Origin of the sequence: Arthrobacter sp. AZCC_0090 (assembly GCF_014207375.1) — a bacterium.
Classification (GTDB): domain Bacteria; phylum Actinomycetota; class Actinomycetes; order Actinomycetales; family Micrococcaceae; genus Arthrobacter.
Map to the genome: position 1 here is coordinate 81,356 of NZ_JACHEE010000003.1, position 24,295 is coordinate 105,650.

24 protein-coding genes are annotated in these 24,295 nt (G+C 63.8%); 15 read left to right on the plus strand and 9 right to left on the minus strand.

Annotated elements, in window-relative coordinates; all coding sequences use genetic code 11:
* Positions 1–156: 156 nt before the first annotated feature.
* The 5 genes from HNP00_RS05705 (at position 157) to HNP00_RS05725 (ending at position 4,677) form a co-directional block, all read left to right on the plus strand.
* Positions 157–528, plus strand: a complete 372-nt coding sequence (locus tag HNP00_RS05705; protein ID WP_221451240.1) for a VOC family protein — start codon at positions 157–159, stop codon at positions 526–528.
* Between the two features lie 184 nt (positions 529–712).
* Positions 713–1,480 carry an electron transfer flavoprotein subunit beta/FixA family protein gene (locus HNP00_RS05710; RefSeq protein WP_184736903.1) on the plus strand — a complete coding sequence of 256 codons (768 nt, stop codon included), beginning with the start codon at positions 713–715 and terminating at the stop codon, positions 1,478–1,480.
* Positions 1,481–1,493: 13 nt separating this feature from the next.
* A complete protein-coding gene (locus tag HNP00_RS05715; RefSeq protein WP_184736905.1) occupies positions 1,494–2,465 on the plus strand; it encodes an electron transfer flavoprotein subunit alpha/FixB family protein in 972 nt (323 codons plus the stop codon).
* A gap of 90 nt (positions 2,466–2,555) precedes the next feature.
* A complete protein-coding gene (locus HNP00_RS05720) occupies positions 2,556–3,488 on the plus strand; it encodes a cytochrome b/b6 domain-containing protein (RefSeq protein WP_184736907.1) in 933 nt (310 codons plus the stop codon).
* A 52-nt stretch (positions 3,489–3,540) separates the two neighbouring features.
* Complete coding sequence (locus HNP00_RS05725; RefSeq protein WP_184736910.1) at positions 3,541–4,677, plus strand: acyl-CoA dehydrogenase family protein; 1,137 nt, start codon at positions 3,541–3,543, stop codon at positions 4,675–4,677.
* A gap of 77 nt (positions 4,678–4,754) precedes the next feature.
* On the opposite strand, the gene HNP00_RS05730 is transcribed toward HNP00_RS05725, so the two are convergent.
* On the minus strand, positions 4,755–5,543 hold the full coding sequence (locus HNP00_RS05730) for a PspA/IM30 family protein (protein ID WP_184736912.1): 789 nt from the start codon (positions 5,541–5,543) through the stop codon (positions 4,755–4,757).
* 99 nt (positions 5,544–5,642) lie between these two features.
* Positions 5,643–7,688, minus strand: coding sequence for a TPM domain-containing protein (locus HNP00_RS05735; protein WP_184736914.1), 2,046 nt, complete (start codon positions 7,686–7,688; stop codon positions 5,643–5,645).
* A 330-nt stretch (positions 7,689–8,018) separates the two neighbouring features.
* Here HNP00_RS05735 and HNP00_RS05740 point away from each other — a divergent pair, with 330 nt between their 5' ends.
* The 6 genes from HNP00_RS05740 to HNP00_RS05765 all read left to right on the plus strand — a co-directional run bounded on the left by HNP00_RS05740 (position 8,019) and on the right by HNP00_RS05765 (position 14,438).
* A complete protein-coding gene (locus tag HNP00_RS05740; protein ID WP_184736916.1) occupies positions 8,019–9,608 on the plus strand; it encodes a S1C family serine protease in 1,590 nt (529 codons plus the stop codon).
* Positions 9,609–9,894: 286 nt separating this feature from the next.
* Positions 9,895–10,695: an electron transfer flavoprotein subunit beta/FixA family protein gene (locus HNP00_RS05745; protein WP_184736918.1), complete on the plus strand. Its 801-nt coding sequence runs from the start codon at positions 9,895–9,897 to the stop codon at positions 10,693–10,695.
* A gap of 15 nt (positions 10,696–10,710) precedes the next feature.
* Positions 10,711–11,664, plus strand: coding sequence for an electron transfer flavoprotein subunit alpha/FixB family protein (locus tag HNP00_RS05750; RefSeq protein ID WP_184736920.1), 954 nt, complete (start codon positions 10,711–10,713; stop codon positions 11,662–11,664).
* Between the two features lie 5 nt (positions 11,665–11,669).
* Positions 11,670–12,449, plus strand: a complete 780-nt coding sequence (locus tag HNP00_RS05755; RefSeq protein WP_184736922.1) for a PIG-L deacetylase family protein — start codon at positions 11,670–11,672, stop codon at positions 12,447–12,449.
* A gap of 73 nt (positions 12,450–12,522) precedes the next feature.
* On the plus strand, positions 12,523–13,068 hold the full coding sequence (locus tag HNP00_RS05760) for a gluconokinase (protein WP_184736923.1): 546 nt from the start codon (positions 12,523–12,525) through the stop codon (positions 13,066–13,068).
* Positions 13,065–14,438 (plus strand): gluconate:H+ symporter, encoded by a 1,374-nt coding sequence (locus tag HNP00_RS05765; RefSeq protein WP_184736924.1) that lies wholly within the window; start codon positions 13,065–13,067, stop codon positions 14,436–14,438. Before HNP00_RS05760 ends, HNP00_RS05765 begins: the two co-directional genes overlap by 4 nt.
* A gap of 95 nt (positions 14,439–14,533) precedes the next feature.
* Here the strand turns inward: HNP00_RS05765 and HNP00_RS05770 are convergent, their stop codons facing one another.
* The 5 genes from HNP00_RS05770 to HNP00_RS05790 form a co-directional block, all read right to left on the minus strand.
* Positions 14,534–15,295 carry a MerR family transcriptional regulator gene (locus tag HNP00_RS05770; RefSeq protein WP_184736925.1) on the minus strand — a complete coding sequence of 254 codons (762 nt, stop codon included), beginning with the start codon at positions 15,293–15,295 and terminating at the stop codon, positions 14,534–14,536.
* 91 nt (positions 15,296–15,386) lie between these two features.
* A complete protein-coding gene (locus tag HNP00_RS05775; RefSeq protein WP_184736926.1) occupies positions 15,387–16,268 on the minus strand; it encodes an anti-sigma factor domain-containing protein in 882 nt (293 codons plus the stop codon).
* 1 nt (position 16,269) lies between these two features.
* On the minus strand, positions 16,270–16,866 hold the full coding sequence (gene sigK, locus HNP00_RS05780) for an ECF RNA polymerase sigma factor SigK (RefSeq protein ID WP_184737426.1): 597 nt from the start codon (positions 16,864–16,866) through the stop codon (positions 16,270–16,272).
* Positions 16,867–17,099: 233 nt separating this feature from the next.
* On the minus strand, positions 17,100–17,567 hold the full coding sequence (locus HNP00_RS05785) for a tRNA (cytidine(34)-2'-O)-methyltransferase (RefSeq protein WP_184736927.1): 468 nt from the start codon (positions 17,565–17,567) through the stop codon (positions 17,100–17,102).
* A gap of 43 nt (positions 17,568–17,610) precedes the next feature.
* On the minus strand, positions 17,611–18,570 hold the full coding sequence (locus HNP00_RS05790; protein ID WP_184737428.1) for a J domain-containing protein: 960 nt from the start codon (positions 18,568–18,570) through the stop codon (positions 17,611–17,613).
* 150 nt (positions 18,571–18,720) lie between these two features.
* Between HNP00_RS05790 and HNP00_RS05795 the strand changes: the two genes are divergently transcribed.
* Positions 18,721–19,686, plus strand: coding sequence for a YegS/Rv2252/BmrU family lipid kinase (locus tag HNP00_RS05795; protein ID WP_311770506.1), 966 nt, complete (start codon positions 18,721–18,723; stop codon positions 19,684–19,686).
* A gap of 108 nt (positions 19,687–19,794) precedes the next feature.
* On the plus strand, positions 19,795–20,520 hold the full coding sequence (locus HNP00_RS05800) for a hypothetical protein (protein ID WP_260404797.1): 726 nt from the start codon (positions 19,795–19,797) through the stop codon (positions 20,518–20,520).
* A gap of 3 nt (positions 20,521–20,523) precedes the next feature.
* Here HNP00_RS05800 and HNP00_RS05805 read toward each other — a convergent pair whose 3' ends face one another.
* Positions 20,524–20,943: a hypothetical protein gene (locus HNP00_RS05805; protein ID WP_184736929.1), complete on the minus strand. Its 420-nt coding sequence runs from the start codon at positions 20,941–20,943 to the stop codon at positions 20,524–20,526.
* A gap of 90 nt (positions 20,944–21,033) precedes the next feature.
* On the opposite strand from HNP00_RS05805, the gene HNP00_RS05810 reads away from it, so the two are divergent.
* Together HNP00_RS05810 and HNP00_RS05815 are read left to right on the plus strand one after the other, a co-directional pair.
* On the plus strand, positions 21,034–21,699 hold the full coding sequence (locus tag HNP00_RS05810; protein ID WP_184736930.1) for a metalloregulator ArsR/SmtB family transcription factor: 666 nt from the start codon (positions 21,034–21,036) through the stop codon (positions 21,697–21,699).
* 68 nt (positions 21,700–21,767) lie between these two features.
* Positions 21,768–23,036: a cysteine desulfurase family protein gene (locus HNP00_RS05815; RefSeq protein WP_184736931.1), complete on the plus strand. Its 1,269-nt coding sequence runs from the start codon at positions 21,768–21,770 to the stop codon at positions 23,034–23,036.
* On the opposite strand, the gene HNP00_RS05820 is transcribed toward HNP00_RS05815, so the two are convergent.
* Positions 23,012–24,253 (minus strand): NAD(P)/FAD-dependent oxidoreductase, encoded by a 1,242-nt coding sequence (locus HNP00_RS05820; RefSeq protein ID WP_184736932.1) that lies wholly within the window; start codon positions 24,251–24,253, stop codon positions 23,012–23,014. The genes HNP00_RS05815 and HNP00_RS05820 overlap by 25 nt on opposite strands.
* Positions 24,254–24,295 lie beyond the last annotated feature (42 nt).

Here is a 24,295-nt window from a genome sequence, read left to right on the forward strand (position 1 = left end):
CCTACCTTTTCGCGAGCGTCCACAGAGCTTTCGTTGCTCCACGTACTGCCGCAAGATGCTCGCAAACTAGATTGACAGTCAAGCTGTCGAAGGACGAAACTTGGGCCGAATGGCCCGTTCATCCTGACGGAAATGGCATGCCTGAGGAGGTCCCTGATGATCAATGCAACGATGGTTGTGGCGACAATTCCGGTCACGGATCTGGAGCGAGCGAAGGAATTTTACGGCGGCATCCTAGGGCTGACCTTCCTCTGGGAAACTCCGGTAGGCGTCCGGTACCGTTGCGGGTCCATCAGTGAGATCTCTGTGTTCAAGCGTCCGCCTACAGCAACCGAGCACACCCTGGCACACTTCGAAGTGGGCGACATCGAGGCCGTGGTACAGGACCTGGCCGCCAAGGGCGTCGAGTTCCTCGACTATGCAGAGGGTCCCCTTGCCACGACAGGGCACATCGCCCAGCTCGGCCCCGCACGCGGCGCTTGGTTCCGCGATCCCGACGGGAACACCCTCGGCATTCGCGAGGGCTAGATCGATCCCTACGAAATCCGGATACCCGCCGGGGCCGCTTCGTCATGCCCGGCGCGGAAATCTTAGCTCGCAGAATAATCAATAGGAGTTCCAAGCATTCTTCCCGTCGCTCCATGGTAAATACTAGGAGTTCCTAGTATTCTCGATTCCAAGCGTCAGCCATTTGCATCGAGGGAGCTGTTGAATGAAGATCGTCGTGCTCGTCAAACAAGTGCCGGATACGGCGGAAGAGCGGAAGCTCGAGCTCGCTACGGGCCAGCTCGACCGTGAAGCCGGCGACAACGTGATTGACGAAATCAACGAGCGCGCCCTCGAATCAGCGTTGCGGATCAAGGACGCCAACAAGGGCACTGAAGTCGTGGCAATGACCATGGGACCTGACGATGCCGCCCAGGCCCTGCGCAAGGCCCTTTCCATGGGAGCGGATTCAGGTGTGCACATCCTGGATGATTCCCTGAACGGCGCGGATACGCACCGCACCGCCGCGACCCTGGCAGCGGCTTTGCGGGCTACGGGTTTTGACGTGGTGCTGGCCGGCAACGAATCCACGGATGGCCGCGCCGGCGTCGTGCCCGCCATGGTGGCCGAATACCTCAGGCTGCCTCTTTTGGGATCATTGATCTCCGCAGACGTCACCGATGACGCGGTACGCGGCGTCCGCCAGGGCGAGGGCGGAACACTCAACGTCCATGCCGGGCTGCCGGCCATCCTCACGGTGACTGAACGCTTCCCCGAGGCCCGGTTTCCCAACTTCAAGGGCATCCTGACGGCCAAGCGCAAACCCGTCACCACCTTGTCCGTCGCCGAGCTCGACATCCCGGCAAGTAGGAGCCGCACCGTCGTGGTCTCCACCGCTGAACGCGCACCCCGGGCAGCAGGCCGGAAACTCATTGATGACGGGTCCGCAGCCAGCGAACTGGCTGAGTTCCTCGTTGCGAATCGCTTGGTCTGAGGGAGGAAAAGAAATGTCGGACGTCTTGGCACTCATCGAAATTTCCCACCGCGGCGAGATTGCCGCGTCCGCCAGGGGACTGTTGGCTGCCGCTGCCAGGCTGGGCTCGCCGGTCGCCGTCGTGGTCTCGTCGGAGCCTCTGGCGGACGACGACGTCGCGCGCCTGGGTGAGCTGGGCGCGGCAAGGATCTACTCGGCTGTGACTGCTGCCGCGAGCACTGTCTTGGTGGCCCCTGCAGTGGATGCGCTGAGCGCGGCCGCCGAGGCCTATGAGCCGGCCGCGGTGCTCACCACGAACACGGCGGATGGCCGCGAAGCCGCCGCCCGGCTCGCTGTGCGAACGGGTGGCAGTGTGCTCGCCGACGTCGTGCAGGTGCGTAACGACAACGGAACCGTCGTTGCCCAGCATTCAGTCTTCGGCGGGGCGTACACCGTTGAGTCCACGGTGGACGGTGGGCTGCCCATCCTCACCATTCGACAGGGTGCGATCGAGGGCCAGGCTCCGGCAGCCACTGCGGACGTCAGCACTGCGTCCCTGGAAGCCCCCACCGCGGCTGCCGCTGTTATTGAACGGTTCAACGACGACCCCATGGTCTCCGCCCGGCCCGAGCTTCGCAGTGCAGCCACGGTGGTCTCAGGCGGTCGGGGCCTGGGCTCGTCCGAGAATTTTGTCTTGGTTGAACAATTGGCCGACGTTCTGGGTGCGGCGATCGGTGCGTCACGTGCCGCCGTCGACGCGGGGTACGTTGCCCAGACGGCCCAGGTAGGCCAGACCGGCGTCAGCGTGTCCCCGCAGCTATACATCGCATTGGGAATTTCCGGAGCCATCCAGCACCGGGCCGGCATGCAGACAGCCAAGACCATCGTGGCTATCAACAAAGACGAAGACGCCCCGATTTTCGACGTGGCCGACTTCGGAATCGTGGGCGATATTTTCACGGTGGTTCCCAAACTGATCGAGGCCGTCAAAGCCCGATCCAACTGACGGCGTAACAGGCTTTGGCCGCTTCAACCAAAAGCCTGTTAGCTTGATGCGTCCGTGATTGCAAAGTTCTTCCGAGAGGTGTCTGAGAAGATGTCCACCCCCGCGAAAAAGTCGACAGCAGCCAAAAGCAAGTGGTCCCAACCCCTCTGGGTGGTTCCCGGTGTGCTGGTTGTACTTTTGCTCATTGTCTTGTTGGCCAAATGGTTGACCGGTCTGTCGGGTGTGCAGTCGTTCTTGCATGACTATCCGGGTGCTTCCAGCCTCCCCGAGAGTGCACCCGTAGGGTTCCCGGCTTGGCTCGGGTGGCAGCACTTCCTGAACGTCTTCTTCATGGTGCTCATCGTCCGTTCAGGTTGGCAGGTCCGCACAGCCAAGCGGCCTCCGGCCCAATGGACCCGCAACAACACAGGATTCATCCGGACCAAGAACGCGCCAACCAAGATCAGCCTGGACCTCTGGTTCCACCTGACGCTGGATGCACTGTGGGTGCTGAACGGCATCGTCTTCATCATCGTGATTTTTGCCACCGGGCAATGGATGCGGATCATCCCGACGAGTTGGGACGTGTTCCCGAACGCGATTTCCGCGGCCCTCCAGTACGCGTCCCTGAACTGGCCCACCGAAGACGGCTGGGTCAATTACAACGCCCTGCAGTTATTGACCTACTTCGTCACAGTCTTCATCGCGGCCCCGCTGGCCATCATCACCGGCCTTCGCACGTCGTCGGCATGGTCGAAGAAGGCCGGCACCGTGAACAAGATCTATCCCATCGAGCTGGCCCGTGCGGTGCATTTCCCCGTGATGGTGTACTTCGTGCTCTTCACCATCGTTCACGTCACCTTGGTGCTCGCCACCGGGGCGCTGCGCAACCTGAACCACATGTACGGCAGCAGCGACGACATCAACTGGGTTGGTTTCGGCATATTCGCCGTGTCCCTCCTGGTGATTGTGGGGGCATGGTTCCTCGCGAGACCGTTGTTCCTTCGCCCTGTCGCCTCCCTCATGGGGAAAGTCAGCAAATAAACCGCAACGGATAGCTAGAAAAAGACCGGACAACCCGGGAAAAGGAGTGCCAATGTTCGAGCTCACAGAGGACCAGCAAGCGGTGGTGGAGATGGTGCGCGACTTCGCCACAACGGCCATTGCCCCGCACGCCGCCGAGTGGGACGAGACCAAGCACTTCCCCGTGGATGTCCTGAAGGAAGCCGGCACGCTCGGCATGGGCGGCATCTATGTCCGGGAAGAGTTCGGCGGCTCAGGGCTCACCCGCACGGATGCTGCCCTGATCTTTGAGGAATTATCCAAGGCCGACCCCACCATCGCGGCGTACATCTCCATCCACAACATGGTGGTCTGGATGATCGACGCTTTCGGCAACGATGAGCAGCGGGCCCGGTGGGTGCCGCAGCTTGCGTCCATGGAGGCCCTGGGCAGCTATTGCCTCACCGAGCCGGGAGCGGGCTCCGACGCTGCCGCACTGAGCACCAAAGCAGTGCTCGACGGCGACAGCTACGTTCTTAATGGAACCAAACAGTTCATTTCGGGAGCCGGCGTTTCCAGCATCTATGTGGTCATGGCGCGGACTGCGGACACGGGCAGCCAGGGCATCACCGCAATCGTGGTGCCTGCGGAAGCGCCGGGCCTGTCCTTCGGCCCGAACGAAAAGAAAATGGGGTGGAATGCCCAGCCCACACGACAGGTCATCTTCGAAGATGTCCGGGTCCCCGTGGCCAACCGTCTCGGCGAGGAAGGCAGCGGGTTCGGCATCGCCATGAAGGGCCTCAACGGCGGCCGGGTCAATATGGGCGCCTGTTCCGTGGGAGGCGGCCAAGCGGCGCTGGACAAGTCCATCGCCTACCTCAAGTCCCGCTCGGCTTTTGGCGGGCCGCTCATCAACCAGCAGTCCCTGCTGTTTGATATCGCCGACATGGATACGGAACTCGAAACCGCCAGGACGTTGATCCTCCGGGCGGCTGATGCCTTGGACCGCGGCGCCCCGGACACCGTGAGGTTGTGCGCGATGGCCAAGCGCGTCGCCACTGATGCCGGTTTCAACGTGGCAAACAAGGCCATCCAGCTGCATGGGGGCTACGGATACTTGTCCGAGTACGGCCTGGAGAAGATCGCCAGGGACCTGCGCGTCCACCAGATCCTGGAAGGCAGCAATGAAATCATGCGGCTGATCGTCGGGCGGCTTGCCGTGGGGGCCTAAAGCATGCCGCAAGCACGAATGGCCGGACCTCTCGGTGAGCAGTTCACGGGAGAGGTCCGGCCATTCTTTTGGTGGGATCAGAGCTTGTCGAAGTCGGCTTCGTCCACAGTGTCATCCTCCGAAGCGGTAGCGCCTGCGCCGATCGCGGCCTTCGAGCTGCCGGACTTCAAGGCCGCCAGGCGAGCCTCGATTTCCGTCTGCTCACCCAGGTCCTCAAGCTGGTTGAACTGTGCGTCCAGGCTGGAAGCGGCAAGCTCCTGCTGGCCGAGTACCTTGGCCTCTTCGCGGCGGATCTTCTCCTCGAAGCGGCCAACTTCGCTGGTGGGATCCATGATGTCGATGCTCTTGAGGGCATCGTGCACCTGCGTCTGCGCAGCAACCGTCTTGGAGCGGGCAACCAGTTCATTGCGCTTGCTGGTGAGTTCGTTAAGCTTGCCCTTCATCTGGTCCAGCCCGCTCTTGAGCTTGTCCACAACCTCCGACTGGGAAGCGATATTGGGCTCGGCGGACTTCGCCTCGTTCTCGGCCGACATCTGGCGCTGGATGGCCACCTTGGCAAGGTTGTCGAACTTCACGGCGTCGGCGGCGTTTCCGGTAGCCCGGTACTCGTCCGCCTTGCGGGAGGCGGCAAGGGCTTTGTTGCCCCAGTCCTGGGCGTTCTTGACGTCCTCGTTGTAGTCGGCCTGGAGCATGCGGAGATTGCCGATGGTCTGGGCTACGGCGGACTCGGCCTCGGCGATGTTGTTCGAGTAGTCGCGGACCATCTGGTCCAGCATCTTCTGCGGGTCCTCAGCTTGGTCGAGCAAGGCATTGATGTTCGCCTTGGCGAGCTGTGCGATCCGCCCGAAAATGGACTGCTTAACCATGGTGTTGCCTTTCGTCCTGCTCAGTGGTGCCCACTGAATCCAGTGATCAGTTCTTGTACCGCTCTACGTGGGGACCGGCCCCCACCTAGTCTTTGGGAGCTAGAAGCTCCCGTCTCCACCGGAGTCGCCGCCCCAGCCGCCACCGCCGCCGTCGCCACCGAAGAAGCCTCCTCCGCCGCCGGAGTCGCCGCCGAAGAATCCACCGCCGCCTCCGCCGTCGTTGTTTCCGCCGCCCCAGCCGCCTCCGCCGCCGTGGAGTATGGAGTTGATGAGGATGCCGCCGAGGATCGCTCCGCCGAGCCCGCCGCCATTGCCTCCGCCGCCGAACAATCCTCCGCGGCCGTAGCCCTGGTTGGCGAAGCCGCCGAATTGATCGACGTCGGACTGTGCCAGTTGCGCGGCTTGTGCCGCGAGGGCCTGCGCCTGCTGGGCGTACGTGAGCGCGGTGACCGGGTCATTGCGGGAAATGGACAGGGCGTAGTCAAGATTCCGTTGCGCCTCAGCCAAGCGGGTGCGGGCTTCGGTGCCTACGCCGCCGCGTCGAGCCGCGATGTAGTCCGAGGTAGCGCTGATCTGGGATTGCGCCGCCATGATGGTCTGCTGAAGCGACGCTTGTGCACGCCGCGCCTGTTCCTGCTGATCGCGGATTCCGGCGAGGGACTGGTCCAAGGCCTGGTGTGCCTTCTCCACCCGGTCCAAGGTGGCGATGGGGTCGATCTTCCCGCCCTGGATTTCGGTTTTGACCTGCGCCAGGGCGGCTTCGACTCCGGCCACTGGACCAGCCAGTTCCGGGTGCTCGCCGGACTGGATCATCGCCTTGGCCTGTGCAAGGTCCTGGCTGGTCTCCACCACCGCGCCTTCCAGCGAATTCCGGGCTTCGTCGAGGCTGCCCGCTACCTTGGAGATCGCGTCGATCAGGACGTTGGTCTGGTGCAGGCCCTCTTCCGCGGCGCGGACGGCCACGGCGGCAAGGCTGCTTTCACCCGCCGCCAGCTTCCCTTGGGCTGTATTTGTTGCGTTCTGAACGAAGGCAAGCCGGTCCTTGGCCTGCGTGATGTTGTCGCTCACGTGGCCGAGCGCACTGTCTGCGTACTTTTCCCGCAGGCCGTTGAGGGATTGTTCGGCACTGCTGATCTTCGCTTCGGCTTCGCTGGCGCCGGCAGCAACGGCCGCCAAAGCCTGGGGCGCGTTCTTCTCAAGTTCACGCAGGGAATCGAAATCGGCCTTCTGCTCGCGCAGCGACTCTAGGGCGGCCTCCGAGCGCCGGATAATCTCGCCGAGCCAATTGCGTTGCTGCTCTTCGGTGTCCGGGATGTGGTCATCGAGCTGCTGCTGCAGCTTGAAGGATTCGGTCATGTGGTTCTTTGCTTCCAGCAAAGCTTTGGTGAAGTTCCCGACGGCGGCATCGCCGTATTGCGCTTGGGCGAAGCCGAGCTCCTGCTCGCTGGACTTGATGGTGTCATCAGCTTCGATGATCAGGGAGCCGGATTTGCGCCGCAATTCCGCGATGCTCAAAGAAGCCAGGGGATCGAGCTGCTCTCCCTGCGGGCCGTAGCTGGCACTGGATGCCTGGCTCTTCTTGCGGCGGTTGCGGAAGTACAGGTACGTGCCGACGCCACCAGCCGCCACGACGCCGGCGCCGACCAGCACCGCAGTACCAGCACCGGAATTCTGGGTGTCGCCTATGGCCTTGGCGCCATCAATCACGGCTTGGTCGTAGTTCTTCTTATTCTGGATAAGGTTTGCAAGCACCGCGTTTTTGATGTCGTCGCGTTGGGAATCAGTGATTTTGCTGCCAGGGCCACGGGTGATATTTATTTGGCCCGCGTCCGTGGCGATGGCCAACAAGACGTCCGTGGATCCGAAGGACTTCTTCTTGGCCACCGCATTGCCCCAGTCCTGGGGCGTACTCGGGTTGGTGAACGTCTTTTCGGTGACCACGTACAGATTGAACTTGTGGTCGTTGTAAAGGGACTTTATGGCGTTTTGAACGGCAGTCTTGTCGTGAAAGACGCCGGCGTCGTCGGTGATGTTCTGGCCGGACGGGATAGTCACCGGGTCGGCTGCCCAGGCTGCAGCGGCCGGAAGGGCCAGCATTCCAGCCAGGCCGATGACGGCGAGTACACGTTTCAACATTGACCGCATGTGCAACCCTTCAGCACGTCTGCGACTGGTCCGGGCCGGAACAATCGAAACAGAATGCATCAGCGCCCCCACGCATGGTTGTCAAGCCGCAGGTCGCTGTGGCAATTCCACTTGATACTATGGTGCACCTTTTGGAGCGTCCACAGCGGTAAATATGCCGCCAGCGAAACGGGGAGAGATCTGCCCTTCTCCAGCGTTGAGGGGGCTAGCCAGGCTATTCGTGGGCGGGGACAGTTCCGATGCCCGCGTTCAGCAAGCTCCCAGCGAACGTCGACTCTTGATCCAGCAAGAGCGACGATAGTTAAGGGGACGAGGAAGAAAGGAAGTCCCATGACGGAGAACCCAGCACAGGGCGCCGCGCCTGAGAACAATGGCCCCGAGAACCATGGTCTTGAGAGCAACGGCAAGGCGGAGGGGGACAAGCAAATCAATTCCCAGCCTACGGCCCCGCTGCCGGCATACCAGCCGGGTCAGGATTTCACGGCCCAGAGCAACCCGCCACGGTACGGCGCCCCCCAGCACAGCGCGGCGCTGCAGCATGCGGAACCCCAGCGCCCGGACTACCCCGCAGGCCAGGGGCACCACTATCCGCAGCACCAGCCTTTCTACGGTGGGCCGAATCCCGCTCAGCACTATCCCACCCAGCAGTTCCCTGCAGCCGGCCCCGGCCATCAGATGGGGGCGGCCCACCCGGGCGGCCCGGCGGCCGGCCCCAAACGCAAGCCCGTCTTCGGCGTCGGGACCTTGGTGGCCAGCATCCTCGCGGCAGGGCTGGTGGGCGGCGGCGTGGTGGCTGCCAGCGATCAGTTGTTCGGCAGCCGGACCCCGGTCGCGGCGAGCAGCAGCCAGACGGGAACGGTGATCGTCAATAACAAGGACGACGTCAACGCCATCACGGCAGCAGCAGCCAAGGCTTCGCCCAGCGTCGTGACCATCATGGCCTCCAGCGGCAGCCAGGGCGGCACGGGTTCGGGCATCATCCTCGATGATCAGGGACACATCCTGACCAACACCCATGTGGTGACCCTCGACGGTGCCAGCGCCAACGCCGCGATTGAAGTGCGATTGAGCGATGGACGTGTCATGAAGGCCACCGTCGTCGGTACCGACCCACTGTCGGACCTCGCCGTCATCAAGGTGGACAACGCTTCGGGGCTGGTGCCGGCTACGCTCGGTGACTCGAGCAAGATCAACGTAGGGGACACCGCCGTCGCCATCGGTGCCCCGCTTGGCCTGCCGGGCACCGTCACGGACGGCATCGTGTCCACCCTCAACCGCACCATCAGCGTGGCGTCCTCCGCTGTTCCCAACGGTGGCTCGGACAACTCTCAAGGTGGCGGCCAAGGTGGGTTCGAGTTCGCTCCTCCCAACGGCAGCCAGAGCCAGCGCAGCGCTAGCCAAGGCACGGTGTCGCTCAACGTGATCCAGACCGACGCGGCCATCAACCCGGGCAACTCCGGTGGGGCGCTTGTCAGCACCAAGGGCGAGGTCATCGGCGTCAATGTGGCGATCGCCTCCGCTGGCGGCAGCAATTCCTCGTCTTCGTCCAGCGGCAACATCGGCGTAGGCTTCAGCATCCCCATCAATAACGCGAAACGTATTGCTAATGAAATCATCAAGTCGGGCAAGGCCACCCACGGGCAGTTCGGTGTCAGCGTGCAGCCCAAGTCGGCCACGGGAAGCGCCGACGGGTTCTCGGTGGGCGCGGAAGTGGCAAGTGTGACCCAGGGCTCCGCGGCTGCGAAGGCCGGGCTCAAGGTGGGTGACGTCGTGACCAAGTTCGCCGGCATGGATATCACTGATCCTGAACAGCTCACCGCGGCCGTTCGTGAGCAGCCGGCAGGTGCAACGGTCAAGGTGACCATCCAACGCGGCGGCCAGTCCCAGGAACTCGATGTGACCCTGGACGCTGCCCCTTAACAGAAGCAGCGCAGTAACGGCAGGTTCCAACCGGGCAAGAACCTAGCGGTCGACGTCGGCGGGCGGCACCACAAGCGGTGCCGCCCGCCGTCGTCGGGCGCTTTACTGCGCCATCGCGGGGAGTCGTCCGTGAAACAGGAGTTAACGCGGGCACCCGGCGTTGCCCGACTTCTCCCGCAATATGCTTAGCTAGGACGAGCCCTTACGCTGGGCACTCTTGGCCATGCCGCCAGCTGCTGGCCATCCCCGAGTATGGAAGGCTGCCTCGAACACAGTGGGAGACACATTGAAGATTGTTGTTCTGGTCAAGCACGTCCCGGACGCGCAGTTCGACCGACACCTCACAGGCCCAGGCAACACGACGGACCGTGACGAGAGCATCCTCTCCGAACTGGACGAGTATGCGCTTGAAGCCGCGCTGCAGCTCAGCGAGGCCCGCGGAGGTGCGAAGGCGGGCAACGAGGTCATCGCCTTGAGCATGGGTCCCGCCGGCGCCGTAAACGCCGTCAAGAAGTCCTTGCAGATCGGAGCCTCGTCGGGCGCGCATTTGAGCGATGACGCTTTGGCCGGTTCCGATGCCGCCGCCACCTCGCTGGCCCTCGCCGCGGCAATCCGGTATCTCGGGACAGACGCACCGGTGGACCTTGTCCTGACGGGTATGGCCTCGACCGACGGCGAAACGTCCTTGGTTCCCGCCCAGCTCGCCGAGCGGCTCGGGCTGCCGCAGGTCACCTTTGCTTCTTCCTTGGACGTCAACGGCGAACGCGTCGTCGCCCGTCGCGATGGCGATGCCCACTCGGACACGGTCGAGGCAACCTTGCCGGCTTTGGTGTCCGTGACGGACCAGATCAACGAGCCCCGGTACCCCAATTTCAAGGGCATCCTTGCCGCCAAAAAGAAGAAGATCGCGGCGCTCACCCTGGCCGACATCGGCGTCGATGCGGCACAGGTAGGCGCCGCGGGTTCGCTGACCGCCGTCGAGACCGCAGAGGCGCGTCCGCCGCGCACAGCGGGCACCATCATCACTGACGAAGGCGACGCCGGCATCAAGCTGGTTGAGTTCCTGGCCGCCCAGAAGCTGCTCTAAGAGGATTCCAGACACATGGCAAAAGCACTTGTATTCATTGACAACCCGGGAGCGGCGCTCAAGAAGAGCAGCCTCGAACTCCTGACGATCGCCCGTTCCCTCGGGGAAGCGGCAGTCGCCTTCAACGGCGAACTGAACGAGGACGTTGCCGCCGCCTTGGGGGCGCACGGAGCCTCACTTCTCTACCGGCCATCCGCGACGGACCTGGACGACTATTTGGTTGCGCCGAAAGCCGCATACCTTGCCGCCGCGGTTGCTGCCTCCGGGGCCGAAACTGTCCTGCTGGAGAACACGGCGGATGGCAAGGAAATCGCAGCCCGCCTTGGCGTGAAGCTCAACGCCGGCGTCATCACCGATGTTGTGGGGGTCGACGCCGATGGCACGGCCCACAAGTCGGTCCTGGCCGGCTCCTACACCACCACGGCGAAGGCGCGCACCGCCGTCGCCGTGCTCACGGTCAAGCCGAACAGCGTTGACGTCGAGGCCGCGGCTGCGGCAAGCACGCCTGAAACCGTGACCATTGACGTCCCGGCGGATGCCACGGCTGCCGCCGCACGGATTACCGGGCGCGCCGAAAAGCCGGCCAGCGGCCGTCCCGAGCTGACTGAAGCCCGGATCGTCGTTGCCGGCGGACGCGGCGTCGACGGCGACTTCGGCCCCTTGGAAGAACTGGCCGATGCCCTGGGCGCGGCGGTCGGCGCATCCCGTGCCGCCACGGATGCGGGTTGGATCGGCCATGACTACCAGGTAGGTCAGACGGGCAAGACCGTTTCCCCGCAGCTCTACATCTCGGCGGGCATCTCCGGGGCCATCCAACAGAAGGCCGGCATGCAGACCTCCAAGGTCATCGTCGCGATTAACAAGGACGCAGAATCGCCGATCTTCGAAATTGCCGATTTCGGCATCATCGGTGACCTCTTCAAGGTTGTTCCGCAGGCCACCGAAGAGATCAAGAAGCGGAAAGGCTGATCCCTTTGTCTCCTGACGCTACGTCGGCAAAGAGCCCGTTCAACGCCTCCACGGAGTCTGTTGAGCGGGTGCTTTGTTTTACTGCCCACCCGGACGATATTGACTTCGGCGCGGCCGGCACCATCGCGGCCTGGACCGCCGCCGGCGTCGAGGTCAGTTACTGCATCATGACCGACGGCGACGCCGGAGGCTTCGATCCTGCCCACCGCGAAGAGATCATTGCCATGCGCGCAGAGGAGCAAAGACAAGCCGCGGCCCTCGTCGGCGTGACGGACCTGCACTACCTCCACGAGCGTGATGGCTACCTGGAACCGACGCATGAAGTCATCAGGCAAGTAGTGAAGCTGATCCGCGAAATCCGTCCCGACGTGGTCCTGGCCATGCACCCGGAACGCAACTGGGACCGGATTCAGAAAAGCCACCCGGACCACCTTGCCGTGGGGGAGATCGTGACCCGCGCCGTGTACCCCGCGCTTGAGAACCCCTTCGCCTACCCTGAACTGGCGGAAGCCGGTCTCGAGGCCTTCAAACTGCCATGGCTGTGGCTCTTCGCCGGTCCCGAAGCCCGTGAGAACTATTTCGTGGACGTCACAGGGCACATTGACGCCAAGCTCGCCGCGATCCGGATCCATGCGAGCCAGCATCCCGATCTTGAGGGCATGGAACGCGCTGTCCGGGGCATGCTGCAGCGGAATGCCTCGCGCGCCGGGCTGCCTGCCGGGCACGGTGCCGAGGCGTTCCACGTGGTGGAAGTCAACGGTTCAGGAACGATCGCCGGATTCTGAAATTGCCGAAATGTAACCTGTGTCATATGCTGTTCTCGTTTAAATCATATTTAATTGAGGAAGGCAGACTTTGATGGCGAAGACTGCACAGCAACCGGTACTGGTGATCATGGGCGTCTCCGGTTCCGGCAAATCGACAGTGGCAGGCGTATTGGCCGGCCGGCTGGGTTGGGACCTCGCCGAAGGCGACGACCTGCACCCCGAAGCGAACGTGGCAAAGATGCAGGCAGGGCACGCACTCAGCGATGAGGACCGTTGGCCGTGGCTGGACATCATTGCCCATTGGATCAAGGAGCGCACGGCGGCTGGAAAGCCGGGCATCATCACGTGCTCGGCCTTGAAGAAGCGCTACCGTGACGTCCTGCGCGGCGAGGGTGTGGTGTTCGTCTTCCTCCAGGGCAGCAAGGACAAGATTTCCGACCGACTGGCGTCGCGCCACGGACACTTCATGCCTCCCTCGCTACTGGAATCCCAGTTCGATGCGTTGGAGGAGCCCACGGAGGATGAGAACCACATCTCGCTGTGCGTATCCGCTTCTCCATCGGAAGAGGCGGACGAAATCATCGAACGGCTGGGCCTCGAGGCACAGCAAGCCAACTCGGTAGGTGGCGCAGCGTGAACTGGACCGGGCACGATACCCAGCTCCTCGTGGTCGCGGCGATCGGCATTGCGCTGATTGTCCTGCTGATCGCGAAATTCAAGGTCCACCCCTTCCTTTCCCTGGTGCTCGGCTCGGCGTTCGTCGGTCTTGCCTCGGGTGTGGGGCTCGACAAAGTCATCAGTAACTTCGAAGACGGCGTGGGCGGCGTCCTCAAGGAAGTCGGCATTCTGATCGCCCTCGGCGCCATGCTGGGCAAGCTCCTGGCGGACTCCGGCGGTGCCAACAGGGTCGTGGACACGCTGCTGGAGAAGGCCAAGGGCAATAGGGTCGTCTGGATGATGACCTTGGTGGCGGTCATCATCGGCTTGCCGATGTTCTTCGAGATCGGCCTTGTCCTGCTCCTGCCGGTGATCGTCCTGGTCACCCAGCGCTCCAAGATGAAGCTCATGCGCATCGCCATCCCTGCCCTCGCCGGCCTGTCCGTGCTGCACGGCCTCGTGCCGCCGCACCCGGGACCCCTCATCGCCATCAGCGCGGTGAAGGCCGAACTGGGAACCACGTTGGCACTGGGACTCCTGGTCGCCATCCCGACGGTGATCATTTGCGGTCCGCTGTTCTCCAACTTGGCCGCACGCTGGGTTCCCGTTGACGCACCCGCCGTAGCCGGCGGCGTCGACACCACACACGCCGTCGACCTCAGCGAAGTCAAGCGCCAGCCCAGCTTCATCGTCACGCTGCTGACCATCATCTTCCCGGTGGTACTCATGCTCCTGAAGGCCGTGGCGGACATCGTCTGGCCCGACGCCGCACATGCGCCCATGATCCGCACCGTCCTGGACTTCATTGGCCAGCCGCTTGTGGCCATGACCCTGGCCGTGCTCGCCGCGATGGTGACGTTCGGCTACACCGTGGGCTTCACCGGCAGCAAGATCACGGCCAAGTTGAGCGCCAGCCTCGGTCCGATCGCCGCCATCCTGCTGATCGTCGGCGCCGGTGGTGGCTTCAAGCAGACCCTGATCGGTGCCGGCGTGGGCGACGCCGTGAAGAAATGGGCAGAGGGCGCCAACATGTCTGTCCTTGTCCTTGGCTTCATCGTGGCGGTTGCGCTGCGCCTGGCGACGGGCTCGGCAACAGTTGCTACTGTGACGGCAGCCGGCATTGTGGCTCCGCTGGCCAGCAGCCTGAGTCCGACGCACGCCGCGCTGCTCGCCTTGGCGATCGGTGCCGGTTCGCTCTTCCTGTCCCACGTCAACGACGCTGGCTTCTGGCTCGTGAAGGAACTTTTCGGCCTGACGGTCGGGCAGACGTTCAAGACATGGTCCGTGATGGAGACGCTGATTTCGCTGGTCGGCTTCGCCTTCATCATGGTGCTCTCGCTGATCATTTAGCCGGACTGCCTAGCGGCAAGTACGACGGCGGCCCGCCTCCCCAGTAGTTGACACGGGGGAGACGGGCCGCCGTCGCTCTTTTCAGCAGGAATGCCCTAACTGAGTTTTTCCGCTGCGTAGACCTTGATACCTTCCAGCAGGTAGGGCGCCAACCCGACACGGACGTTGTCGTAGTTCGAGGTGAACCGGGGATCGTCCACATACATCTGGCCTAAGCCCACATACGATCCGGCGTTCGGTGTCCAACTCGCGCAAATCCACTTGTAGTGCCGGTCCACGGCGGCTTGGACGTCGGGGTGGTCCGCTGGAAGGGCGGCGTCGAAGCAACGGGCGAGATCCTGGTTCAGGGCCGCATACTCTTCCATGAAGGCCTGCTTTTGGGCCGGTGTCATCTCCGAGTGACGGGCGTTGCTCTCGTCGACAGCCCGATCGCCCCAGCGCTCGCGCGCCTCCGCTTCGTAGGGGTTGTTATCGAAATCCTTGAAGATATTCTCCGCGGTCATGGTTTCTCCTTGACGTAGTGCTGCGATAGTGGCGTCGACCGTCCGTGACATCCGGTCAAGGCGGTCGCGCTCGGCCAGCAGCCAGTTCCTGTGCACTGCAAGTGCCTCCGCAGGATCGGCCTGGCCGTCCAGAACTTCGCCGATGGTCTCGAGCCCAAGGCCAAGTTCACGAAGCAGGAGGATGCGCTGCAGGCGCAACAGCTCAGGCTGACCGTAGTAGCGGTAGCCGTTGTGCCCGGTATGCGCGGGCTCCAATAGTCCGAGTTGGTCGTAGTGCCGCAAAGTCCGTGAGGAGACCTTGCTGGCTTTCGCCACTTCGGAAATGGTCCAGGCACCGGCTTTTTCCTGCTTCATGCATCCAGCGTAGAAGTTGACGCTACGTCAAGGTCAAGTCCTGTTGCTGTTGAACTGGTCGCCGTATACCTCTGTCATTGCGCGGCCCCAGCTATGACGTGAGAGGCGCTGCTGCAACGGTGGGGAGTGTCGGTTTCTTGGAGCCACCCTCGGGTTCCACGGTGATACCAATGGCCGTCGCACTGGAAATGCCCGAGACCACTGTCGGATGACTCAGGGCTTCAGCATCCATGAGTCCCTGGGACACGGGGTCGGAGCCGTCTTTCGGAATAAGCCACATCTGATAGACCTTGCCCGCGGGGGGAGCAGGAACTCCGTTCATGCGGACCACTACCGCATTCTTCGAGCTGGAAATAGACACAGTGGCAGTGCCGCCACCATTGACATTGACCGTGGCTTGCCGGACATCGCTGGCCTGGAGGACCTGGTTCACGGGATCGTTCTGACCGGCCACGTAGACGCCCACGCCCACCCCGCCAAGGGCAATCACCGCGGCCGCCGCGGCGGCCGCCACCCAGCCACGGACGCCGCCGAAGCGTCGCCGATCCCGTCGGTCCCGGGCCGTTGCGAGGTCCACGACGCCCGGAGACGGTTCTGTCGCTGCGGGCGTTGGTGCGCTAGCTGAAGCTTCGGCAATCGAGGAAGGGGCGGGTGCCACACGTGCTTGGTCCGGGAGTTGCAGCAGAATGCCCTGCAACAGCCCGGCCCGGGGTTCGGCCTCGTCCGTGAAGGCGGTGGCGAGCGTTTCCCGCGTCTGCCTGACCCGGTCAAGGAACGCCGAGCGTTCGGGCGCGGTGGCAAGGTAGTGATCGATTTCTGCGCGCTCGGCATCGCTCAGCGCGTCAAGGGCGTAGATCTCGGCAAGCTCCAAGACCCTTCCTTCGGCAAGATCGCTGGCTATGTCGGTGGCGAACATCCTGCGGAGGTAACCGTCCTTAGCGATTTTCTGCTTGTTGTCGTCGTGGTCGGTCATATCAGCTCACCGCCAGGCAAGTCTTGAGTCGGAGGAGTCCATCGCGGATGCGGGATTTGATGGTGGGAATCGCGGCGCCGAGTTGCTCGGAAACTTCCTTGTAGGTGAGCCCGCCGTAGTACGCGAGCCGCACGGATTCCCATTGCGTTTCCGTGAGGGTACCAAGGCACCGGGTAACGGCCTCGGCCTCAAGCCTGCTGGTGGCTTCCTCTTCCACGGAGTCGTGGTCAAGGTGCTGGCTCGCGGCACCGTACTTCGCTTCGCGGTCCGTGGCCGACTGGGCCGAACGGACGCGGTCGATCGCACGCCTGTGCGTGACGGTCATGAGCCATGCGAGGGGACTGCCGGCGTCGGGATCGAATTTCGCCGCATTCTGCCAGACCTGGATGAACACTTCCTGCGTGGTGTCTTCGCTCAGGCCTGGGTCCACCAACACGCGCTTGGCCATGCCGAATACCCTCCGCGCCGTGAGCCGGTAGAACTCGCTGAAGGCTGCCCGGTCGCCGTCGGCCATTAGCCCCAGCAATTCCGCGAGCTGCGCATTGGAACCGGCAATGAGGCCTGGGGCCTCCGGGCCGCTCGCAGTCGGTGTATCCATCACCGTCCAGCATAGGTTGCTGATGACCCCGGCAGCACCAGAGGCACTGCGAGTTTTGAGAGTAGTCACGTGCGCCCCCTTCCACAGTCAGCCGCAATCCAGGCACTTTGCTTCAAAGGCCAAATGTCTGCGCAGGATGTTTATGCCTGCACTGAGTATTCGGTGCAGCGGGTGGCTTGGATGGGAGGCGCAGCCGCGACCCTGCGGATTGTTCGAGCTGCTAAAGCAAGCTACTAGAGCCGCGCCCCGGCAAAGCCGTGTTGACGCCAAGCTTCATACACAGCAATGGAGGCGGCGTTGGCCAGGTTCAAAGAGCGGAGCGACGGCAGCATCGGGAGCCGGACGCGGGCGGTGACATGCGGGTCCTGCTTCAGCCAGTCCGGAAGGCCGACGGATTCCGGACCGAAGAGCAGCACATCACCTTCCTGGTAAGCGATGTCCGTATAGGAGGATTCGCCGTCGGACGTGAAAGCGAAGACGCGCTCGGGCTGCAAAGCCGCCCAAGCTGCCTCGATGTCCTTGTGCACAGTGACAACCGCGAGGTCGTGGTAGTCGAGCCCCGCCCGGCGTAGCTTCGCGTCGGAGAAGTCGAAGCCCAGCGGCTCCACCAGGTGGAGCTCCGCGCCGGTGATGGCGGCGAGCCGGATGGCGTTTCCCGTGTTGCCCGGGATTTCAGGAGTATGGAAGAGGATGCGGAACACGTACCAATCCTAGCCAGCGGAAGTGCCGGCTTGGGCCGAGAGCTCAGTGCATGCCCCGCAACAGCCGTGCGAGCACCGGGACAACCACCGTGTTGGGCACAGGGCCGGAGCTCAGGAATTGTTTCAGGCCGCGGGCCAGTCCGGAAGCGTTGACGATCTGCACCGACCCGAAGTCTCCGTCTGTCCGCCGGTAATGGTCGATGACGGGCTCGTGCGGGTTGCCGTCAGGGCTGTGGACTACCACCCAGCCCGTCACATTCAGCTCAGGGAAGATCTCCTGCATGTGGCGGACGATCAGCTCGAGCTGCGGCGGTGGCACCGAACGCCCGCCGTGCTTGAGCGCTATCCCGTCCCAGGCATACGCGCCCTTGGGCAGCAGCATGGAACCGATCAACGCCAATCGGTAACCGGAAAGCAGGGCGTGATCGATATGGTTGTTGTCCGAAGGGGAGAGGAGCCCATTGATAAGCCGGGCTGCGGGAATGGTCGGCAGGATTTGGCGGCTGATGAGCTGGACTGTCCGCATTTCGCGCTGAATGCGGGCTTCGGCGCCGAAGATTCCACGCTTCCGGGGCATCCCGTGGATCTGTAGGGCGGCCTCACCCTTGGAGAGGAGCGGCACCTCGTGAGGATCATCGAAAGAGGGGACGTAGACGGGCGCGTCGCCTGCTGTGTTGCGCGGGGCATTCGGCCGGTGGACCCCGGTAGTGGTGCGGGTTTCCGCTCCAGGCGCTCCGGCCCAACCGTAGTTCGGCCCCTGGGCTGCATGCGGGCCTACCCTTCCGGAGGTACCACTGGCATAACGGCGGTCGTACTCCGCGCGTCGTTGGGGATCAATCAGGGTCTCGTACGCAAGCGTGACCTGCCGAAAGACCTCAGGATCCCCGCCATGGTCCGGGTGGGCGTTCCTCGCGGCCTTTCGGTAGGCCACTTTGATCTCCTTGTCCGTCGCGGTGACGGGGACCCGAAGGATCTGATAGTGGGAACTGCTGCCCTGAGCCAACCACGGGCCTTTCTCTGGGATTCTGAAGATTCCTGCCGCCCCGGTGCGGAGCGGCGGTCCTGGCAAGTCTAGCCAGCCCACCAAGAGAACGACGGCGGCCTGGGCTTTAGTTCCCCGGGTCCCGCCCGTTCCGGTGGCATGATTCATGCTGTGAACTCCCCGGCCGGCCCCAATCATCCCCTTGACCTACCAAGCGCCGGCTCCGATGGGCTGAACGGGTCGCCGCGCCGAAGCGTTGTCCTGGCGGTCAACCCGGCCGCCGCATTTGGCCGGCACGTCCTTGCCGGGGACGAAGCCGCCCGCTGTCTCCGCGCCGCCGGCCTCGACGTCGTCGTCCTTCGGCGCAACAGCATGGACGCACTGGGGGAAGCGGTGGACGAAGCTCTTCAGGCGGGCACCGAAGCCTTGGTGGTGGTGGGCGGCGACGGCATGGTCCATTTGGGCGTCAACTCGCTTGCCGGGACCGGGCTGCCGCTCGGGATCGTTCCCGTGGGCACCGGAAACGACGTAGCCCGAATGCTCGGGCTGCCTTTGCAGGATGTTGCGGCGTCGTGCGCCCGCGTGATCTCTGCGCTCGACGGCGGTGGCCGGGTGCTCGACGCAGGCCGCATCACCGCGGGCGGACGGACCACGTGGTTTGCCGGCGCTGTGTCGGCGGGATTCGACGCCGCCGTCAACGAACGGGCCAACTCCTGGCGGTGGCCGCGCGGCGCGTTTCGCTACACGCTGGCGATGCTCCGGGAGTTGGGTTCGTTCCGTGCCATCAACTACACCGTGACAGCCGACGGCGCGAGCTCGCGGGAGGGGGCCATGCTGATTTCGGTAGCCAACGGCCAGTCGATTGGCGGCGGAATGCGCATCGTCCCGGATGCCGCGCCCGACGACGGGTTGCTGGATCTGTTCATCGTCAAGCCTTTGTCCCGGCTAGCCTTCCTTGCGGTCTTCCCGAAGGTCTTCTCCGGACGGCACACCACGCATCCGGCTGTGGAAATCCGCAGGGTCCGCTCGGTGCGGCTGACCGCCGACAACGTGGTGGCCTACGCCGACGGAGAGCGGATCGGTTTCCTTCCCTTGGACATCGACGTGGTTCCGGGGGCCCTGCGGGTGTTGGCGTGACCGAAGCGGCGAGACACGAATCCTGGACCGCGAAACGCAGGCCGCGAAACCCGGGCCGCTAGACTCGGATTGGCCGCGACCGACACAGGAACCGATGGGGGCTACGGTTTGAAAAACTTCGCACGGACAGCAGCCCGGGGCTGGCTTGGCGTGAAGGCTCCGGGGTGGGCATTGCCAGGTTGGGCTTTGCCCGCCGGGGCGGTGCTGCTTGCCGCACTTTTGTGTTCCTGCAGCGTCAACGTTCCAGACCCGGCTGCCAGGCAGCCGGAATCGAGTAAACCTGTCCTGGCCACGCCCACCATTACCCCCGGCCACGATGCCAGGGCAGTGGCCGCTAAAGACATGCCGCTGCAGGCGGGCGGTACGTTGGCAGCGGGCGTGCCGGTGGGGATTTCGGACGGTCTTCGGGACGTTCCAGGATGGCACATTGTCAGGGACAACGTCCAAGGCGAAAGCCGCTTTGACCGCAAAGACGGTTGCGTCGTGTCCACACGCGTCAGTGTGGATCAGGGCCCCTTGGCGGTCCCGGGAGATGACCAAGCCTCAACGGAAGCGTTGTTCACCTACCTGGATCCCGCCATCCTGCCCAGCTATCTGCGGACCGAGACCCTCGGCTGGGGCAGCGAAAACGATAAGCCGGCGTCGAACGTTGAAGTCATGGCCTTCAACCCGCAACCGGGAACCGGAGGCAAGGCCACCAGTATCCTTGCCCGTTTGTTCGGAACGGCAGGATCGTCCGTCTATATTTCGTTCAGTTGCCGCTCCGCGGAGGCCCTCAGTACCGCAAAGGCCGACGTCGCTGCGCATCTGCCGCTCGTGCCGCCGTCGAACTGATCATCAGCGATGCGAGGCCACGGCCAGGCGGTTGAGCGCGAGTGCGCCCACCAGGAGCCCGAAGTCTCGGAGGGCGACGTCGAAGAAGTTGCCGAGCACCAGCAGGTTCACGATGATTCCCAGGAGCCACACGGCCACGAGGAGCGAGCCGAAGCGCGGGCGCACCGCCACGGCAATGCCGGCCACAATCTCCACGACGCCCACGATGTACATGAACGTCTGGGCGGAGATCGGTACCACCGAGGTAGCTATGGGAGCCAGGTAGATCGTCCAGTGAGTGAGCAGGTTGCTGAACTTGTCCAGGCCGAAAATGATCGGCGCCACCGTGAACACGGTCCGGAGGAGCAGGAATGCCTGCCGCTGGGGATCGAGGGCGGTGAGCGATCCGGTTTTCACTTGAGCCGAGGATGGTGCAGTCTTCATGATTGCTTCTTTCTAAAAGTGGATAGTTTGATTTTAGAAAGTTCGGAGGGATTAAGCAATGAGTGTTGTTTTTAGAGTTAAGCTGGATGCATGACCGGACTTCCCTGGCTGCGTCGACTTTCCGCCCTCGCATCCCTCGACGACGGCAATCGCCGCCGCTTGTACGAACACGTCTGCGGCGCCACCCACGCGGTGAGTCGCGACGACGCCGCGATGGCCCTGGGACTTCCCCGCAGCACCGCCTCCTTCCACCTGGACCGGTTGGTCCGGGACGGGCTCCTGAGCGTTGAATTCCGCAAGCTCGGTGGCAAAGTTGGTCCCGGTTCCGGGCGCCCTGCAAAGCTCTACGCGCCAGTCATTGAAGAGGTTGGCGCCTCGGTCCCGGAGCGCCACTATGACCTCGCGGGAGAAGTGATGGCCTCGGCCATCCAAAACCTGATGGCGGAGGGAGGTTCCCCCCGTGAAGCACTCCTGGAAACCGCTTATGCGCGTGGCCGCGAGGCCGGAAGCGCGGAGCCGCAATTCCTGGACGTTCTCGCGAGCTACGGTTACCGTCCGGAGGCTGACGAGGACGGCGGGTACTCCTTGGTCAATTGCCCGTTCCACCGTCTGGCCGAAGGTCACACAAACGTCGTCTGTGCCATGAACGGCGCCTTCCTCAGCGGAGCGGCCGCCGCGTGCGGAATCGCGGAGGACCGGATCGCCGATGACAACCGCGAAGGCCATTGCTGCGCCAGGATCCGCCCGGCGGGTTGAGGAAGCGGATCGAGCAGGCGTCCGGCCCCGCAGACGCCTGAATCCCGGTCCGTCGATAGACTTGGGTAGTGCCTGTTTATCTGGACCATGCTGCCACCACGCCCCTTGCCGCTGTCGCGCTGAGTGCAATGACGCGCGAGCTGGGGCGGACCGGAAATCCATCGTCCCTGCACGCTTCGGGGCGACGTGCCCGCCGCGCGGTAGAAGAAGCGCGCGAAGCCATCGCGGCCGCGGCCGGGGCGCATCCCTCCGAACTTATCTTCACTTCCGGAGGCACCGAGGCTGACAACCTCGCCGTGAAGGGCTTGTACTGGGCCCGCCACGACGAAGACGGCCGCCGCAAGCGGATCCTTTGCTCCGCCGTCGAACACCATGCTGTGCAGGACACTGTCGAGTGGCTGGAACGTCACGAAGGAGCGGAAGCAGTCTGGCTCCCCGTCGATTCCCTAGGCGTGGTGCGGCTCGACGCTGTCCGGGCGGAGATCGAACGCGATCCGGGATCGGTGGCCTTGGTCACCGTCATGTGGGCAAACAACGAGGTCGGCACCATCCAACCCGTCAAGGAGATCGTTGAAATCGCCGCCCCCCACGGCATCCCCGTGCACTCGGACGCCGTCCAGGCTTTCGGGTCGATTCCCCTTGGCTTCCGCGAATCAGGGCTTGCCGCGATGTCCGTGTCGAGCCACAAAATCGGCGGCCCGGTGGGCGTGGGCGCCCTCTTCCTCGGGCGGTCCACGAAGGTCACACCCGTCCAGCACGGGGGAGGACAGGAACGTGACGTCCGCTCGGGAACGCTGGACACGGCGTCGATCGCGGCGTTCGCCGCGGCGGCGGAGTCGGTTGCGAAGAACCTGCCCGCGGAGCGCGAGCGAATCAGTGCCTTGCGGGATCGGATCATTGACGGCGTCCGGGCCGTCATTCCTGAGGCAGTGTTGCGCGGAGCGCCTGGAGACGCCCGGCTTCCGGGCAACGCCCATTTCACGTTCCCGGGCTGCGAGGGCGATTCTTTGCTGTTCCTCCTGGACCTTTCGGGCATCGAGTCATCCACGGGATCCGCCTGTACTGCGGGAGTCCCCAGGCCCTCGCACGTCTTGCTTGCCATGGGACTGGATGAGGACACCGCCCGCGGGGCACAGCGATTCAGCCTGGGGCATTCCTCGAACGACGCCGACGTCGACGCGCTGCTCAAGGCTCTGCCTGATGCGTATGCCCGGGCGAAGCTGGCCGGAATGGCCGGACATGAGTCCAGTATCCAGACCGCGGCCACCGTCGCCCGCGGCTCTGTCGGTGACTCTGCCAGCGGTTCCGCAGGCTATGCAGCTTCCGGCAGCAACTGATCCAGCGGAACGGCAGGATCAGTCAGGCGGTCCACGTCTACTGGAATGCGCCCCGAAATGAGCGCCTTGATTGGCTTCTGTACCCGTTGCTGGTTGACGCTCATGGCCGCCACCGCGGCACCCTCCCGTACCCAGAAGGCGATGAAGTTCTTCTCCTCCAACGAGCCGCGGATGACGGGCACCGATCCTGCCGCGAGCGTGGGATATCCCCAGTACTCCATCGAGACGTCGAACTGGTCCGTATAGAAGTACGGGATCACATCCAGCATCGCGTCCTGTCCCAGCATCGCTTTGGCGGCGACCTTGCCGCCGTTGAGGGCATTGGACCAGTGCTCGCTTCGGTGGTGCTCCCCTGTGAAGGGGTGGAGGGCGTTGGCGACGTCTCCTGCGGCAAACACGTCCGGGCTGCTGGTCCGGAGGGAAGAATCGACCATGATTCCGTTCCGGATATCCAGTCCAATGGCTTCTGCCAAGGCGGTGTCCGGAACCACGCCTACGGCCACCACGACGAGATCGGCGGGAAGGACCTCGCCGGAGTTGGTAACAACGGCGCCCGCGTTGCCCCCGGTGCCGGTGATTTTCGCTGCGCTCGCGGGGAGCCGGAATTGCACGCCGTGTTTTTCGTGCAGGCTGCGGAAGAAGCCGCCCAGTTCGGGGCCGATGGCCATGCTGAGCGGCACGTCTTCCAGTCCCAGCAGGGTCACGGCGTTGCCGTAGCTGCTGGCGGCCGCGGCAAGCTCCATCCCGATCCAACCCGAGCCGATCATCACCACGTTTCGGCCTCCGGCCGACAGTTCCTCCTTGAGCCTGCGCGAATCATTGAATGTCCGGAACGTCATGACACCCGCTAGATCGGACCCGGGGAGCGGAATCCGGCGCGGCTGCGCCCCCGTGGCGATCAGGAGCTTGCTGAACTGAAGCTCGGTTCCCGATCCCAGCTGTACCGTATGGGCGGCAGGATCGGCAGCCCCGACTGCCTCGCCGAGGAGGAGTCCGACGTCGTTCTCTTCGTACCAGCCCGCCGCCAGCACCGGGACGGTGTCCTCGGCGGCCTTGCCCAGGAGAAACTCCTTGGAAAGGGGAGGGCGCAGATATGGCGGCTCATTTTCGGCGCAAACCACCGTGATCCTGCCTTCGAATCCTTCCGAGCGCAGGGTTTTGGCGGCAGTGGCTCCGGCCAACCCGCCGCCGGCAATGACGATGTGTTCAGTGTCCATGGTGACTCGATTCGCGAGAGCGTGGGGTTCACGTGGGCGCGG

Excerpts from the sequence above, each read along its gene's own strand:
- HNP00_RS05740 (WP_184736916.1), top strand. The coding sequence starts at position 8,019 with ATGACGGAGAACCCAGCACAGGGCGCCGCGCCTGAGAACAATGGCCCC.
- HNP00_RS05760 (WP_184736923.1), top strand. The coding sequence starts at position 12,523 with ATGGCGAAGACTGCACAGCAACCGGTACTGGTGATCATGGGCGTCTCC.
- HNP00_RS05715 (WP_184736905.1), top strand. The coding sequence starts at position 1,494 with ATGTCGGACGTCTTGGCACTCATCGAAATTTCCCACCGCGGCGAGATT.
- HNP00_RS05730 (WP_184736912.1), bottom strand. The coding sequence starts at position 5,543 with ATGGTTAAGCAGTCCATTTTCGGGCGGATCGCACAGCTCGCCAAGGCG.
- sigK (WP_184737426.1), bottom strand. The coding sequence starts at position 16,866 with ATGGATACACCGACTGCGAGCGGCCCGGAGGCCCCAGGCCTCATTGCC.
- HNP00_RS05805 (WP_184736929.1), bottom strand. The coding sequence starts at position 20,943 with ATGAAGACTGCACCATCCTCGGCTCAAGTGAAAACCGGATCGCTCACC.
- HNP00_RS05735 (WP_184736914.1), bottom strand. The coding sequence starts at position 7,688 with ATGCGGTCAATGTTGAAACGTGTACTCGCCGTCATCGGCCTGGCTGGA.
- HNP00_RS05770 (WP_184736925.1), bottom strand. The coding sequence starts at position 15,295 with ATGAAGCAGGAAAAAGCCGGTGCCTGGACCATTTCCGAAGTGGCGAAA.
- HNP00_RS05820 (WP_184736932.1), bottom strand. The coding sequence starts at position 24,253 with ATGGACACTGAACACATCGTCATTGCCGGCGGCGGGTTGGCCGGAGCC.
- HNP00_RS05705 (WP_221451240.1), top strand. The coding sequence starts at position 157 with ATGATCAATGCAACGATGGTTGTGGCGACAATTCCGGTCACGGATCTG.
- HNP00_RS05750 (WP_184736920.1), top strand. The coding sequence starts at position 10,711 with ATGGCAAAAGCACTTGTATTCATTGACAACCCGGGAGCGGCGCTCAAG.
- HNP00_RS05775 (WP_184736926.1), bottom strand. The coding sequence starts at position 16,268 with ATGACCGACCACGACGACAACAAGCAGAAAATCGCTAAGGACGGTTAC.
- HNP00_RS05725 (WP_184736910.1), top strand. The coding sequence starts at position 3,541 with ATGTTCGAGCTCACAGAGGACCAGCAAGCGGTGGTGGAGATGGTGCGC.
- HNP00_RS05720 (WP_184736907.1), top strand. The coding sequence starts at position 2,556 with ATGTCCACCCCCGCGAAAAAGTCGACAGCAGCCAAAAGCAAGTGGTCC.
- HNP00_RS05810 (WP_184736930.1), top strand. The coding sequence starts at position 21,034 with ATGACCGGACTTCCCTGGCTGCGTCGACTTTCCGCCCTCGCATCCCTC.
- HNP00_RS05710 (WP_184736903.1), top strand. The coding sequence starts at position 713 with ATGAAGATCGTCGTGCTCGTCAAACAAGTGCCGGATACGGCGGAAGAG.